We start from the raw sequence: 12,142 nt of genomic DNA, 5'->3' as shown, positions 1-12,142 counted from the left end.
GTCCGTCACAACGCCCGCCTCAACGGGTTCGACATCGACGTCCTCGAGGCCGCGGTCGGCGGTGAGGTCGGGAGCGCGTGGCTACGGACCGACAAGGGAGGCCCCGTGACCTACCGGATCGATCCGGGGCACGAAGGCGCCGGCCTCGAGGTCGACGTCACGACGGTCGACGCGATGGTCGAGAACGGATTCCCGCCGCCGGACCTCGTCAAGGTCGACGTCGAGGGCGTCGAGGTCGCGGTCCTGCACGGGATGGCCCGGACGCTGGCCGAGCACCGGCCCTCGGTCTTGGTCGAGGTCCACCACGCCGTCGCCGACTTCCCCGACGCGGTCGACGCCATCGCCACGCCGCTCGGCTACCGGGCCACCGTCCTCGAGGGCGGGCCGATGCCGAGCGGAGGCGTCCGCGCCCACGTCGCCCTCGATCCTGCGTAGCCGTCCGCGAGGGCGAGTCTGTGCGAACCGACCGTCGTCGCTACCATTCACCCGTCGTCATCTCTTCCCCACCATGCGCCTCCTCGCTCTCGCCGGACTCCTCGCCCTCGCGGCCCCGGCCAACGCCCAACTCATCCCGTCCATCGACCTCGGCGTCGCCGGCGGCCTCAACTTCGCCAGCCTGGGCGACGCCGGGCAGTTCGACCTCGACTCCTCGACCGGCTACCACATCGGGCTCTACGCCGATGTGGGCGTCCTCTTCTTCTCGGCGCGGACCGGCGTGTACTACGTCAAGGCCGGCGACATCCGCGACGTCCGACGTCCCAACGCCGACGACCTCGAGGACTCCGCCGCCTACGTCGCCGTCCCGGTCGACTTCCAGCTCAAGACGCCGACACCGGTCCTCCAGGCCTACGTCTTGGCCGGACCCGAATTCCGGTTTCCGGTCTCCGGTCTCGAGACGTTCGAGCAAGAGAACATGACCGTCGCCGGCAACGTCGGCCTCGGCATCCGCGGCGGCGTGCCGCTGATCGGGCCGAGCGGCTACGTCGAGCTCCGCTACGGCTTGGACCTCACCGGCCTCAACTCCGAGAGCACCACGGCGGACGACGAGGTCAAGCTCAACGTCGTGTTCCTGCGCGTCGGCCTCGGCATCTAAACGAAAGGGGCGACGAGCCCGCGCCCGTCGCCCCTGAATCCGTCTTCGAGGACGAGCTAGAACCGCAGGATCGCCGCAGCCGGGCCGTGGGCCGCGAGCGCCTCGCGGGCGGCGTCGCTGTGCACGAGCTCCAGGCTCGCGCCCTGCTCCATGGCCTTGTCGAGCATCAGCTCGATCAGGTCTGGGACGGCGCTGATCTCGCCGCCCGTCGCGTCGTAGGTCCCCTCCGTCTGCGTCGTCAGCATCCCCGACGCCGCGTCGATGCCGCCCGGGATGGTCTGGGCGTCGTCCACGACCAGCGTCATCACGCGCTGCTGGTTCAGCATGTCGAGCGTGTCGTCGAGGCCGGCGACCGCCCTCGAGGACAAGAGCTCCTGGACGCGCTCCAACGTCTCGACCTCTTCTCGGGCCTCGACCTCGCGTTGGGACGGCTCAGCGGCGTCCGAGACCTCGGCCGTCGTGGCCTCGGTGTCGCACGCGAACCCGCCGCCGACCTTCTCGCGCGTCTGCTGGTTGAGCTTGTCCAAGAAGTCCGCCTCCATGTCCGCCGGGGCCGAGTAGAGGACGTGGCGCGCCTCCAGGGTCTTGGTGATCAGCTCCAAGGCATGGGCGCTCCGGGCCGCCTGTTGACGGCGGCGCTTGGCCTTGCGGTCCTGCTTCTGGTCCTTCGAGACGAGGTCCGTGACGAAGACCTCCTCGCCCTCGAGCTCATAGACCTCCTCGACGAGCCCGATCTGGGCGAAGAAGAAGCGGGACTTGTGGGCCGACAGCAGCGCGATCACGAACCGGTCGTTCTCGTCGCGGACGCGGGCCAGCGGGCGGACGTACGGGTTGTCCGTGACGTGGACCTCGTTGGGGAGCGCGATCGCGGTGCCGAGCTGCTCGAACAGCCCGATCTCTTCGCACGCGAAGAACACGACGCCACGGCCCGTCCGGGGAAGTCCGGCCTCGAGGGCGTCCGAGATCCGCTCGCACTCGGCCTGGACGGCCTTCTTGTGGTCGCCGGCGTCCTCGAGGGCGCGGTCGATCAAGTCCTTGAGCGTCGTCTTCCACGTCGTCCCGAGCCGGGCCTCCGGCGTCATCTCGAGGTAGAGGCTGACGATGGGCGCGCCGGTCGAGCGCGCCTCGTTGAGGCGCGACAGGTGGTCGGAGTCGAGAAAGTGAAAGCCAGGAGTCGTCGTGCGGCGGCGGAGCTCGGCGAGGAGGGCGTCGCGTTCTTTGGGGTCGAGGGACATAGAGCAGAGGGAAAAGCGAACGGAAAGGGAGGCGGCCTCGAGGCCGGATGCCATGTCTAGGCGTCGGGGAGCGGGTCGCCGGTGTAGGAATCGGTCGCGGGGGCGTCGTCGTGCGCGTCCTCGACGGAACCGATGCGGGCGCGCAGGCCCTCACGGGCGAGGTTCATCGACGCCGCCGTGTCCTTGAGGGACGCGTCGAGGATCTGAGCGACCTCGGCCAAGCTGACGTCGAACTCATCGAACAGCAAGGCGCCTTGCCGAGCTTCCGCCCGGGACTCGCCGTCGAGGCTGAACCCGTCTGGGGCGGGGTCGTCCGGCGTCGTCGACGCGATGATCTCCTCGTACGTATCGACGTCGAACGGCTGACGGAACTCGTAGAACTGCTCGCCGACCGCGTCCTGAGTCTCGTTGGTCGGGATCTCCTGGTCGAGCGAGATCGCCTTGCGCCTGGCATATCGGTCCTGCCGCTGCGTGATCCGAGCGAGCGAGCGGGTCTGAAGGCCGAGCAGCCACGCCCGGAACGACATCCGGTCGGCGTCGAACCGCTCGCGCAGATCCCACGCCCGTACCATCGTCTCGCCGACCAGCTCGTCCGGCGTCAGGTCGACGATTTTCTGGCCCGGGTCCGGGGCGTCGGTGATCGGGTCGCGTTCGACCTCGAGCTGGCGCTCGGCGGCGCCGCGCAGGGTGTCGGTGTGTGGAGAGAGGGCCTCGTTGAAGGCGTCTCGATCTCCGGTGAGCGCGCGGCGCCAGGTCTCGGCGTTCGGCGGGGCGGTAGACATAGAAGGGAGAGCAGACGGGAAAAGACGCCGGGTGACCGGCGGTCGATGTCAACCGGCCGGACGTGCCGGAGGATCCGCCAAGACGTCCGAATCCGTCGTCCTCGAGGTCGAGCGGAGGAGCGCGACGAGCCCCGTGCGACACCGACCTCGAGGGCGCCTACTCCGCCAGCGTCACCACGACGGGGAAGTGGTCGCTCACCTCGCGCGGGTCGTGCGAATGGACGAACCGGACCTCGAGGACGCGCCGGTACAACGCCGGCGAGAGGAGGACGTGGTCGATGGCCGAGAACTCGCCCTGCTCGAACCGGTCGTTCCGGTTGCGGTCGTAGAACGACGTGAACCGCTCGGCCTGGGGCACGTCGCCCAAGACGTTGACCAGGTCGTCGTCGGGCGACGGGCCGGCGCGTTTGATCGTCGCCATGACGTTGGTGATGGGGACCGAGCCGCGCCGGTCCAAGACGGCGTCGTCGATGTCGTTGAAATCGCCTAGGGCGATGACCTCGCGGCCCGCCGCTTGCTCGCCCTCGATAAACTGCCGGATCACCTCGGCCTGCGTCTCCCGCCGGTCGCGCCGGTCGACGGCGTCCGGGCGCGCCAGAAAGTGGAGGCCCACCACCGTCACGGGCGTCCCGTCCGGCATCGAGAGACGAGCCCACAGGTTCTTGGACACGCCGTACGTCTGATCGCTGATGCCGACCGGGAGCCGGACGTCGATCCGCCCAGCGTCCTCGATGGGGAAGCGCGACAGCAGCCCCACGTCTTGGCCCGTAAACGAGTCGCGCCCGTCGATCAGGACGGCTTGGTAGCCCATCCCCTCGAGGGACTCCGCGACCAGCATCTCGAGCGTCTCGAGGTTCTCGATCTCCGTCATCAACACGAGATCGGCGTCCAAGCTACGGACGACGGCTCCGATGTCGTCGCGGTGCGCGCGCGCCTTTGCCGGATCGCCCTTCCAGTCGAACGTGGCTTCTCCCTCGTCGCCCTGTCCGTCAAACAGGAACTCGCCGTTGAACGTCGCCACGCGGACGCCCTCGACGGTCCAGACCGGCGCGCCCTGCACCTCGAAGCCGGGGACCACGCTCGGGTTCGGGGCGGGAGCGGAGCAGGCGCCCAGAAGGACGAGAAGAGCGAGCGTGCGGGACATCGGCAAAAAGAAAGGGGCGCGTCGTCGGACGCGCCCCCTCAATTCGTAGATCCGGGCGGTCTAGAACCGCACCGAGAGGACCGGCATCGGAGCCGCGACGCCGGCGTAGAACCGGAAGCGGCGCGGGTCCGGCTTAAAGCTCGTGGGCTGGACCGGCGTGTGGCCGTGCGCCCAGTTCGGCTTCGAGGCGCCGACCATCGAGCGCTCGCTGTAGAAGTGCCGCGTCCGCTCCGGGAACGGCCGGGCGCCGGCCGGAGCGTGGTAGACCGCGTGGGCGACCTCGAGGGCGCGGACGAACGCCGGTGACTCGGGCGTCGCGGAGAGCGACGTGTAGAGACGCCGCTTCGGGTTGCCGGGGTTGAACGCGCTAAACTGGTACGGATCGAGGACGACGTCCTCATACGTGTCCTGGCCGCGGTACTCGGTCTCGACGCGGTTGCGGATCACCCAGGCGACCAACTCCTGCTCCTCCTCGCGCTTCGTCTCCGAGTAGATGCACCGGGCGAGCCACAAGACGTCCTCCGTAACGGTCTCGAGGGCGAACGGTGCCGGGGCGTCCGAGACCAACTGGACAGGAAGCTCCGGTGCCCCTCGGTCCGAGGTGGCGTGGATCGTAAAGAAGAGTCCGACGAGCGGGAAGATGCCCGCCAAGATTACCGTCAGCGCCGTTCCGATTCGGCTTCCGAATGTCTTCATGCGTGTCCCGAGCTGTGAGCCAAGAGGTGTCGTCGGGGTGTCCAACGCGAGGATGGTGCCGATGACGTGAAGGCGTAAAGGAGGAGCAGTGGCGCGAAGGTGAAGGTCAGGAAATGTGCCCAGTGGGCGCTCCCAAGGCCTACCCAAAGGGCGTGCCGATGCGCAGAATTTGCACTCCTCACACGGCCTCCGCCAGGACCGAGGACGGAAGTGTCTCGTAGGGACATCACCTCTGATCACCCGGGTAGACAACCGTGCTCACGATCGTCGCCGACGAGAACATCCCCCACGTCACCGACGCCATCGGCTCGCTGGGGCACGTCCATACCGTCCCGGGCCGGCCGATCACACGCGGCACCGTCCTCGAGGCCGACGCGCTCCTGGTGCGGAGCGTGACGCGCGTGGACGCCGATCTGCTCGAGGGCACGGCCGTCCGGTTCGTCGGCTCCGCGACGGCTGGGACGGATCACGTGGACCCGCCCGCCCTCGAGGCCGCGGGCATCGCGTTCGCATCGGCGCCGGGCTCGAACGCCGCCTCGGTGGTGGACTACGTGCTCGCTTCCGTCCTGGCCGTCGCGTCGGACCAAGATGTCGTCCTCGATGGCAAGACGCTGGGCATCGTCGGCGCCGGACACGTTGGCGGGCGGCTGGCGCCGCGGGCGCGAGCGCTCGGCTTCGAGGTCGTGGTGTGCGATCCGCCTCGGGCGGAGGCAGGATTCACTGATCACGACTACCTCAGCCTCGACGCCGTCCTCGAGGTCGCGGACATCGTCACTCTCCACACGCCGTTTACCGACGACGGACCGCATCCGACGCGCAGTCTCTTCGACCTCGAGGTCGTCGACCGGATGAAGACCGACGCCTGGTTGGTCAACGCCGCTCGAGGCGGCGTCCTCGAGGTTGACGCGGCGCTGGCGCTCGCCACGACGCGGCCGGTGGTCTTGGACGTGTGGCCTGGAGAGCCGGAGCCCGACCCCGCGCTCGTCCAGGCCGCTGCCCTCGCGACACCTCACATCGCGGGCTACGCGCTCGACGCCAAGGTGCGCGGGACGGCGATGGTCGCGAACGCGCTCCGAGCGTGGGCCGGCGAGCCGCGGTGGGACGTGGCGACGGTCCTGCCCGACCCCGTTCGTATCTCTGCTCCGTCCTCGAGGTCGACCCGTCGCGACGGATGGCTGGACGAGGTCGCCCAGCGGGCCTACGACGTCCGCGCCGACGACGCCCGGTTCCGCTCCGCCCTCGAGGGCGTGTCTGGCGAGCGCCGGGCCGCCGCGTTTTCCGACCTGCGAAAGCACTACCCCGCTCGGCGCGAGCTGTCCCGTGTCGTCCTCGAGGGCGCTGTGCCGGCGAGCTTGGTCGGAGCCGTGACCGTAGGGCTCGGGCTGCAGATGGCGTAGAGACGCTGCGCGTTGGAGTGCCGCGTCCTCGAGGTCGGACCCCTTGCCTTCCGTGCCAGCGCGCCTATCGTCCGAATCCGTACTCGCGCAAGTGGCCGTCACGGTCGCGCCAGTCCGCCCGCGTTTTGACGAACAGCTGCAAAAAGACGCCCCGGCCGAGGAACGCCTCGATCTCCTCGCGCGCGGCCTGCCCGAGTCGCTTCAGCGCCCGACCGCCCTTCCCGATCAGGATCGCCTTTTGAGAGTCACGCTCCACCACGATGTCGCACGCGACGAAGTCCTTGCGTCCCGGCCTCTCCTCGTACGTCACCACCACGACCTGCGTCGCGTACGGGACCTCGTCGCGGAACTGGTGGAAGACGGCCTCGCGAATGATCTCCGAGATGAAGAAGCGCTCCGGGTGCTCCGAGAGCTGGTCGGCGGGGTAGTAGGGTGGCCCGAGCGGGATCCGCTCCAAGACGAGTTCTAGGAGAGCGTCGGTGCCGCGGCCGTGCTGGGCCGAGATCGGGACGACCGCGTCGGCGGGGCGGCCCAGGGCTTCGGTGTAGACCTCGACGAGCGGCAGGGCCTCGTCCACCAGGCCCAGCTTGTCGATCTTGTTGAGCGCCAGCAGGACGGGGGCACTCGACATCTGGACGCGCTCGACCGCCTGCCGAGCGTCGTGCGTCAACTCGCGCTCGGTCGCGTCGGCCATGAGCACCGTCACGTCGGCGTCGCCCAACGAGCGGTCCACGTCGCGCATCATGTGCTGGTGCAGCTTGTACTTCGGCCGGACCACGCCCGGCGTGTCCAGCAGCACGAGCTGGTGCCCCGGATCGTCTTCGGTCGCCTCCTCCGTCAGGATGCCGAGCACCCGGTTCCGCGTCGTCGACGGCCGCGGCGACACGATCGACAGCTTCGTCCCGAGCCACCGGTTCAACAGCGTCGACTTGCCGACGTTGGGGGCGCCCACGAGCGCGACGTAGCCGCTCTTGTGGCCGTCGGGTCCCGGCGTCAGCGCGTCGGATGGGAGGGGCGTGGGCGTGGGGTCGGGCTCCATAGGGGCGAGGGGAGGACTCGCCAAACGCCCGGCGCCGCGCGTCGTTCTGCGGGCGGGCTAGGCCAGCGTCGGAACGGCCGCCGCCCATGCCTCATCGAGGACGGGATCGGCGGCCGCGTCCTCGATGCGGACCGTGACGACGTGGAACGACGCGGCCGCGTGGGACAAGAACGTGGCCCACAGCAGCGTCATCGAGGCCATCTCCAAGCTTTCCTCGACCGACCTCGACACGTGGACCACGGCTTCGAGGCCGGTCCTGTCGAACAGGACGCCCGCCGTGGCGTCGGACAGGTAGCGCCCCGCGAGCCAGGCGTAGGCGTTGAACGGGTGGTCGGCCCCGAGGCCGTCGACAAAGTCGAGCGCGACCGCGGTCCCCATCAGCGCGACGGCGGCCAGGACGTATCGCCGGAGCCGGACGTCCTCGATCTCGCGCCTCAGGAAGGCGACCATTAGGAGTCCCGCCCCGATAAGGAACGGCCCCAGCACGAGTTGCCAGTAGTAGCTCGGGAACGCGTCAACCACCGCGACGCCCTCGACGTCGGCCGTGGCCGATCCGATCCGCTCGTGGAGGAACGTCCCGTCGTCGAGGGCGAGGTAGCTGAAGAACACGGCCAGCGCGGTCCACCCCCACACCCGGCGGCGTCGTTCCCCCGAGGCCTTTAGCAACGCTGCAAACCCCCAGAGGGTGACGGCGATCAGGACGGTCTGGGTGACGGACAGCCACGACCCGAGCCCCCGCTCGCTGGTCGCGTTGAACCAGCCGGCGAGGTCGGACGAGGCGATGCCCCGGCCCAGATACAGCCACAGGTCGAGGACGACCACCAGCGCGGCCAGCCACAGCATCGTGAACGTGACCGCTCGCACGACGCGCCCGGCCTCGAGGCCGATGGCGAGATGGGGAGGGAAATGAGGCCCGGTCGCTCGGTTAGAATCGTCCAGAGCGCTCCGAGCCGCGGGAGCCTCCAGAACCGGAGTCACCAAATCAATCACCAGATCGGCCGGATCTGCCTGACCGGCCGGATCGTCCCGAGTCACCGCTCTCGGCAGAGCCTGCGCAGGCTCCACGGGGGTCGCTATGTCGAAGGTGCTCGTTGAGAGCCCCGGATCCGTCCGGGAAGGAGAGGGTCGTCTCGGCCGCAGTGCCGGCGGCGTGACAGACCTGGACCTGCCGTTCAGCTTCTGCAATGGCGGCCTCGATGACGCCTACCGTCTCACTCGAGGTCGAGACGTGGCGGATCTCGTTGCCGTCGAAGCGGAGCCGGTCCGTGAGAGCGACGATCGGGACCAAGTCGTAGGTCACCGACGACGTGGCACCCATTCGGAAGTCGGTGCCAAACGGGATGCTGCCGCTCTGGACGCCGGTCCGCCAGGTCTCGATGTCGGCCTGGTACTGCGTCTGCTCGTCGCCCTGCTGCATGTGCCAGTACAACGCTCCCTCGTAGAGCGACGCGCCGTTGCTGGCACGGCGGAGGCGGACGGTGAGCGCGCCGCGTCGGTTGCGGTTCTCGCCCACGCAGTAGGGCCACTCGTCACCAAGGCACGAGCCTTCCCCGTCCCACAACCGCTTGAGCGACCGCAAGCTTCGAGGACGGATGGTGAGCCGGTCGAGGTCGCGGGCGTCGAACGTGGCCGACCGGTAGCGGTTGGCGCCCTCGAGGACGGTCCCCTCGAACCCGCCGGAGACGGTGCCGGTCACGGTCTCGCCGTCGACCTCGATGCTGTAGAGAGAGTGGCCGTGGGCGGCGCGGTTGGCGAACTCGAGCTGGACGTCCTCGCCGCCCAGGTGGTCGAGGAGCTCGGCCAGACCCGTCAGGTTCTCTTGTGGGTTCGAGGGCGCGTCCACAAACTGCACTTCGCTGTTCTGACGGGCCGGTGCGTTCGGGTCGGTCGGCGCGGGGCGGTCGAAGCGGTGGGTGTGGTCGTACCACGGATAGGCCTCGCCGAGAGGCCACGACGACGGTTGGAGGGAGCTCGGCCCCGCCGCGCGGATGCCCCACGGCGCCGACCATGATCCCGTGGGCGCTCGGAAGATGGTCACGTCGAGGTGGCCGCCAGGAGGGAAGGCTTCTTGTGAGATCACCAACGCGCCGTTGATGGTGGTCCCCGTCCCCAGGTCAACGACCAGGTCGTCCTCGCTAGAGCGAACGATGACGAGGCCGTCCCACTCGAGGCCGCCCTCGACGCGGAGGTCGCCCTCGATGACGAGGGCTCCAGACCCCGTGACCGTGCTACCAGACCGGATCCGGGCGTCGCCCTGAACGACGGTGATCGCGTTCGGCGCGCCGATGGTCATGTCCCGGTCGACCGTCAGGCTTCGGTCTACGACGAGGTCGCCCGCGGCGGCGCTCGCTTCGCCGGAGACCGCGAAGTAGAGCTCGTCGGCCGTCTTGACGCCGTCGCCGAGGTCGTGGACGCGTGTTCCGCCGGATCCACCCCAGTTCGGGGTCTCCGTTCCAGCGTTCCGCATCTGCTGCTTCATGCCGCCGAACGACATCCCGAGCTCGTTCATCCGCAAGTCGTTGAACTTGCTCGGGTCGATCTGGGCGTAGTAGTCCGGCATCGACCCGTTGCTGATCGTGGCGTCCGTCGACACGGTGCCGGACGCGTAGGGGACGTCGAGCCAGAGTGCGCCCGGGAAGTCCATCGGGTCGAACTCGTAGACGCTCCGCAAACGGTGCGTGGCGCCTCCGTAGGACCCCGCGACGGAGACGTCAGCGCGCTGGGTTCCGTTGCTGAGAATCTGGACGGCTGGGAAGTCCTCGAAGAGGATCTCGCCGCCCTCGTAAGGACGCTGCGAGACGAAGATGCCGGTGGGGTCTGCGAACCCGTCGTCTTGGGTGATCGACGCCAAGGCGATGGCTTGGCCGCTCTCGGCGAGCTGTCTGGCGAGCACGTTTGCCTGGGCGTCGGCACGGCGAGACCCGGTTTCTTGCTCCGTTTGGTACGTCGAGAGCGTGAGATAGCTACCGCCCAGAACAGCGGCCAGAACGATGAAGAGGAGGGAGCGGCCCATAGGGAGAAGAGGTAGAGGTCAGACTGGGCGCCCCGACGGGCGTAGCACGACGGGTGGGGGATCATTGGGCGGGTTCGAGTCGCCTCCGCGACCGGAATTGTCGTCGTCGGCGGTATCGTTCCCGCCCGGGTCGGCGGGTCCACCACCGCTCGGAGGGGGCGGGACGTACTCCGGCGCCCAAGGGGGCAGGGGGATCGCCGACGGGCCCGGCTGGCGGGGCGGAAGCGCTCGGTTGCCCGTCCCCGAGGCGTACATCCTGACCATGGCGCCTTGCCTCGTCGCGCCGAACATCGCGGTCTGCTCTTGGTCCCCGGCGACCAGGTCCGGAGTCTCGTACGCGAACTCGACGGCGACCTGGACCTGGCGAGGGAGCTCCGTGATCCGCGAGGTCCCATTTGTTGGAGACGGCGTCCCTTGCACGTCGACCTCGAAGCCGACGACCGCGTCGGGGCTGGCACCGTTCTCCACCCAGCCAGTCCCGTCGAAGACGAACCGTGTGATCCGGTACACGTCCCGGCTCACACCGTCGATCTCGATCTGACGGCCGAGGGGCTGGCGCTTGTAGGCGACGGGAACGAGCGGTGAGGCCGAGCCGGAGTCGGGGGCCTCGAGCGTGACGAACTCGATCCAATCGGTCTGGCCGTCCACGCTGTGGATGCCCAGCGCTCGCTGTTGGGAGCCGCCGAGTGCGTCGCGGCTGTAGGTGCCGAGGGCGGCCCGTGCCTGCTCGCGCGTTCTGGCGTTCTCGAGGTCGCGCGACATGATCTCGACGAATGAGGCCGCTTGCCCTTCGGCCTGGTAGCGAATCGAGGTCTCGATAGCCGTCTGGCGACCGCGCTGCTGTACGAACAGAAGTGCGACCAAGAGCGTCGTCCCGATGAGGAACGCGATCAGGTTGTCGAAGATGAAAGCCATTGCTGGAGGGGCGCTTACGAGGTGGGGGTCACGATCTGGCGGAGCGTTGCAGCGATCGGGGGCGTCCCGATGAACCCATCCGGCTCGGCCCGGACGAATACGGTGACCTGCTTCATGAGCGACGGACCTGCGACCTCGACGAAGTCCCCACCCGGGCCGTAGCTGAAGTAGCGGACGGAGACCGAGTCGGTGAAGGCCACCTGGCCCTCCATCCAATCAGCGGTGACGATGCGTGCTGGATGTCCGTGGAAGTCATCGACGTCGTCGAAGTCCCACTCGTTGGTCTCCCCGGTGTCGGGTCCGAGCACGGCGGAGAGCCCGAGGGGCGTCGTGCGAGCCCGGCCTGATTCGTCGACCTCGTCGAACCGCCGCGACAAGACGTCGGCCAGTCGCTCGCGGGCGAGGCGGGCGCCGGCCATCTCGACCTCGGCGGAGAGCGCTGTGATCTCGGCGTCGGCCCGGACCTCGTGCTGGGACAGCGCGAAGAGGGAGAAGATCAGGATGGCGACGAGCGCGAGGAGCGTCTGTTGCATGAGGACGGGACGGGCGACGGTGTCTCCGTGCGATCACCGTGCCGCGACCCCCCGTCCTCGATGCGTCCGTACTCAAGATTCCTCTGAACGCTCGATCTGGCACAGATGCGCGACGGATACCGGACCTGGACCCCGCCGGGTCGTCCTCGAGGCCGGGAGACAACGGCGTGTCTCGTTTCGTCTTTGCCGCCTACCGAGCGCGTTCGATCACGTCGACGTAGGCTCGTACCGTCGCTGCGATGCCGTCCTCGAGGGCGTCGGCGAGGAGGGCCTGGCCGATCGAGACCTCGGCGAC

12 protein-coding genes are annotated in these 12,142 nt (G+C 68.8%); 3 read left to right on the top strand and 9 right to left on the bottom strand.

All coding sequences use genetic code 11. The features are described 5' to 3' along the window. Together WBA11_RS08425 and WBA11_RS08420 are read left to right on the top strand one after the other, a co-directional pair. The coding region (locus WBA11_RS08425) for an FkbM family methyltransferase (RefSeq protein WP_424520253.1) at nucleotides 1-435 on the top strand (435 nt) is incomplete at its 5' end. Between the two features lie 73 nt (nucleotides 436-508). Then, nucleotides 509-1,093, top strand: coding sequence for a hypothetical protein (locus WBA11_RS08420; RefSeq protein WP_424520252.1), 585 nt, complete (start codon nucleotides 509-511; stop codon nucleotides 1,091-1,093). 56 nt (nucleotides 1,094-1,149) lie between these two features. Here WBA11_RS08420 and WBA11_RS08415 read toward each other — a convergent pair whose 3' ends face one another. The 4 genes from WBA11_RS08415 to WBA11_RS08400 form a co-directional block, all read right to left on the bottom strand. Next, a complete protein-coding gene (locus WBA11_RS08415) occupies nucleotides 1,150-2,328 on the bottom strand; it encodes a peptide chain release factor 1 (protein ID WP_424520251.1) in 1,179 nt (392 codons plus the stop codon). A 56-nt stretch (nucleotides 2,329-2,384) separates the two neighbouring features. Beyond that, the gene (locus WBA11_RS08410; RefSeq protein WP_424520250.1) at nucleotides 2,385-3,110 is read right to left on the bottom strand and encodes an RNA polymerase sigma factor; all 726 of its coding nucleotides are present in this window, start codon (nucleotides 3,108-3,110) and stop codon (nucleotides 2,385-2,387) included. A gap of 157 nt (nucleotides 3,111-3,267) precedes the next feature. Then, nucleotides 3,268-4,254, bottom strand: coding sequence for an endonuclease/exonuclease/phosphatase family protein (locus WBA11_RS08405; RefSeq protein WP_424520249.1), 987 nt, complete (start codon nucleotides 4,252-4,254; stop codon nucleotides 3,268-3,270). 60 nt (nucleotides 4,255-4,314) lie between these two features. Beyond that, the gene (locus WBA11_RS08400) at nucleotides 4,315-4,950 is read right to left on the bottom strand and encodes a cell wall hydrolase (protein WP_424520248.1); all 636 of its coding nucleotides are present in this window, start codon (nucleotides 4,948-4,950) and stop codon (nucleotides 4,315-4,317) included. A 254-nt stretch (nucleotides 4,951-5,204) separates the two neighbouring features. Here WBA11_RS08400 and WBA11_RS08395 point away from each other — a divergent pair, with 254 nt between their 5' ends. After that, a complete protein-coding gene (locus tag WBA11_RS08395) occupies nucleotides 5,205-6,347 on the top strand; it encodes a 4-phosphoerythronate dehydrogenase (protein ID WP_424520247.1) in 1,143 nt (380 codons plus the stop codon). Nucleotides 6,348-6,411: 64 nt separating this feature from the next. Here the strand turns inward: WBA11_RS08395 and era are convergent, their stop codons facing one another. The 5 genes from era to WBA11_RS08370 all read right to left on the bottom strand — a co-directional run bounded on the left by era (nucleotide 6,412) and on the right by WBA11_RS08370 (nucleotide 11,847). Next, nucleotides 6,412-7,386: a GTPase Era gene (gene era / locus WBA11_RS08390; RefSeq protein ID WP_424520246.1), complete on the bottom strand. Its 975-nt coding sequence runs from the start codon at nucleotides 7,384-7,386 to the stop codon at nucleotides 6,412-6,414. A gap of 57 nt (nucleotides 7,387-7,443) precedes the next feature. Continuing rightward, nucleotides 7,444-8,250 carry a hypothetical protein gene (locus WBA11_RS08385; protein ID WP_424520245.1) on the bottom strand — a complete coding sequence of 269 codons (807 nt, stop codon included), beginning with the start codon at nucleotides 8,248-8,250 and terminating at the stop codon, nucleotides 7,444-7,446. A gap of 118 nt (nucleotides 8,251-8,368) precedes the next feature. Then, complete coding sequence (locus WBA11_RS08380) at nucleotides 8,369-10,399, bottom strand: hypothetical protein (RefSeq protein WP_424520244.1); 2,031 nt, start codon at nucleotides 10,397-10,399, stop codon at nucleotides 8,369-8,371. 18 nt (nucleotides 10,400-10,417) lie between these two features. Beyond that, nucleotides 10,418-11,314, bottom strand: a complete 897-nt coding sequence (locus tag WBA11_RS08375; protein WP_424520243.1) for a hypothetical protein — start codon at nucleotides 11,312-11,314, stop codon at nucleotides 10,418-10,420. 14 nt (nucleotides 11,315-11,328) lie between these two features. Next, entirely contained in the window at nucleotides 11,329-11,847 is a 519-nt protein-coding gene (locus tag WBA11_RS08370) for a hypothetical protein (protein WP_424520242.1), read from the bottom strand. Between the last annotated feature and the right edge of the window lie 295 nt (nucleotides 11,848-12,142).

It is taken from the genome of Rubrivirga sp., from assembly GCF_049648075.1.
In the GTDB taxonomy this organism is placed as follows: Bacteria; Bacteroidota; Rhodothermia; order Rhodothermales; family Rubricoccaceae; genus Rubrivirga.
The sequence above is the reverse complement of the archived record's forward strand: the minus strand, read 5'-3'. Positions and strand labels throughout refer to the sequence as shown.